Consider the following 2225-nt stretch of genomic DNA (forward strand, 5'->3'; position numbering starts at 1 on the left):
AGGGGCCTCGCGAGTTCAAACGCGTCTCGTCGGGCTATGTCTACGACCTGACCCGGTCACCGGTGCCGGAGTTGTCGGTCGAGGATCTCAAGGCCGCCACGCGGGACATGCTGGAAGAGGCCGCCCTCCTGCGGCGTGGCTCCATTCCCAACGCGGCCTTCGTAGAGTTCAATATGCCGCCCTTCGTGGCGCTTTGCTTCTCTGAGATCTCCCCGAGCCTCGTGATCATGGAAGCGTTGGACGACAAGGCGCGATCACTCCCGGTCCTGTTCGATCCCTCGACCTTGCGGGTATTCTGCCCAAATACGGGAATGGGACCCGACGAGAAGATGGCTGGCTTCGAGCATGTCGTGGCGCTCGTGGCCCTGGTGGGTGCGTCGGCGCTTCGGGACTTCTGGGTCATCGAGGATCGCGACGCCGTTCTCGGATCTCCGCGCCTTGCGCGCGTGCCGGGACTGAAGGGCTCGAAAAAGCGCGTGATCTACCTTCCGCGGATCCACTACCGGCCGGGGGAGGGGCGCCTCGCAAGCCGCCGGGATGTCATGTCGGTCGGCGAACGGCGCGCGCATTGGCGTTCGTCGCATTACCGAAAGCTCCCTGAAGGGTACCGCCCCTCGCGCAAGCAGCTGATGATGGCGTCCGTGAACGGCATCGTGCCGCCGCAGGGCCACACCTGGGTCAAGGGCTCGACCGTGGCCGGAGCCGATGCCGACATCGTCTACCGTAGCCGGTCGGCCCTGCGCTCCCTCTTCGACGCCACCCCGTTTGAGGCGCAGTCGCATCGCGGGCTCTCATGGTTCGCTTTTGAGCGCGCCTGCGCGCGATGGCTCAAGGTTCAGGGGTTCGAGGAGTTGGCCCGTCACGGTCGGGATCGAGGGGTCGATATCTATTGCGTGAAGGGCGAAGGCGATGCGGCTGTGTTCTGGGTCGTACAGTGCAAGCACGTACGCGATAAAGTCGGGCCGGAGGTGGTGAGGGAGCTCCATGGGGCCCGTGCACTGCGACAGGCAGACCGCGCGTTGCTGGTGACAAGCTCCGCCTTCACCGCCGGCGCTATCGAAACGGCGCGCGACCTCGACATTCTTCTCATGGACGGAGGGCTGATGGGCTTGCGGGCTCCGGTGGATGACGGCGAGGGGTGACGTTGAGCCTGAGAGATGATCAAGCAGTTGACCATGAAGGCAGGGATCGTTCGAGAAAGTTCGACGACCATCTGGCATCCGATCCCGATCGTCGATCAGATACGCGTCCTTCCTCAGGGAGCCGTTGGGAAACAGCTGCGTCGTTCAAAGGACTTTGGGGTCTGCTGTCTGTGACGCTGTCGCTTTCTTTGGTGGATAAGCGGGTTGGGCGACTATGCCGACCTGACTATGCCGACCCTGGCTTCTGGAAGGGCCGACTATGCCGACCTTGAGGCGCCCGAAGCCCTTGTTTTGTTGGACCTGCTCTGGCCCGCCCTGCCCCGGAAACGGTCTCGAAGACCGCTGCGGTCGGGAGGGCCGGTCGAGGCTGTGGGACGCATGTACACCTGTTTCGGAGATAGTGCCGTCGCGCGCCGCCCGGAAGCGCGGAATCCACCTTGCAGAAGAGAATTCTGTGGTCACGTGATGTGCCCGGCCCGGAGCCTGGACCCTGTCCTGCCCTCCGCAGGCCTGCCGGTCACCCCATCATTCGGGCCAGGAGCAGGAGCCCGTAGTGCTCCGCGAAGCCCCACGGGATCCAGCGCTCGACCTGGGCGAGTCCCCGCCGCCCCTCGGCCTTGTAGAACTCGCGTTCGCGGGCGAAGGGCTGGTGCGGAAGGCTCCTCTCCATCTCGTGGAGCACCTTGAACTTGGCCCCGTTGACCTGGCGGTAGGAGGCCAGAAGCGCCGCCCAGGCGAGAGCGACCAGGATGCCGGCCAGGGGAATGGCCCAAAGCCAGACCTCGCGCTCGGGGCCGGCCACCGTCCCTGCCCCGCTCCCCAGCGCCGCGTCCTTGCCCAGCCAGCCGTAGAGCGCCACCACGGCGGAGTTGACGCTCAGCATCCAGGTGTTCGCTCCTGCCCGCCGGACGCTGACCTTCTCGGCCGTGTCAAGGTAGAGCCGGAAGAGGGCAGGACGGGCCTCGGCCTCCTCAGCCGCACATTGTCCTCCACTCATCTCGGATCCGCCTCTCCACTCCTCCGACCCAACTCGACCCAGTCGCCCACATCAAAGACGTGGACACGGCCCAGCCGGTCGCCCAG

General features: G+C 65.5%; 2 protein-coding genes. One reads left to right on the forward strand and one right to left on the reverse strand.

Annotated features, from left to right (window positions below; genetic code table 11):
• The coding region (locus AC5JLB_RS30715; protein ID WP_495877616.1) for a restriction endonuclease at positions 1 to 1142 on the forward strand (1142 nt) is incomplete at its 5' end.
• Positions 1143 to 1659: 517 nt separating this feature from the next.
• On the opposite strand, the gene AC5JLB_RS30720 is transcribed toward AC5JLB_RS30715, so the two are convergent.
• Positions 1660 to 2139: a RipA family octameric membrane protein gene (locus AC5JLB_RS30720; protein ID WP_495877617.1), complete on the reverse strand. Its 480-nt coding sequence runs from the start codon at positions 2137 to 2139 to the stop codon at positions 1660 to 1662.
• Between the last annotated feature and the right edge of the window lie 86 nt (positions 2140 to 2225).

This window comes from Myxacorys chilensis, assembly GCF_059505265.1.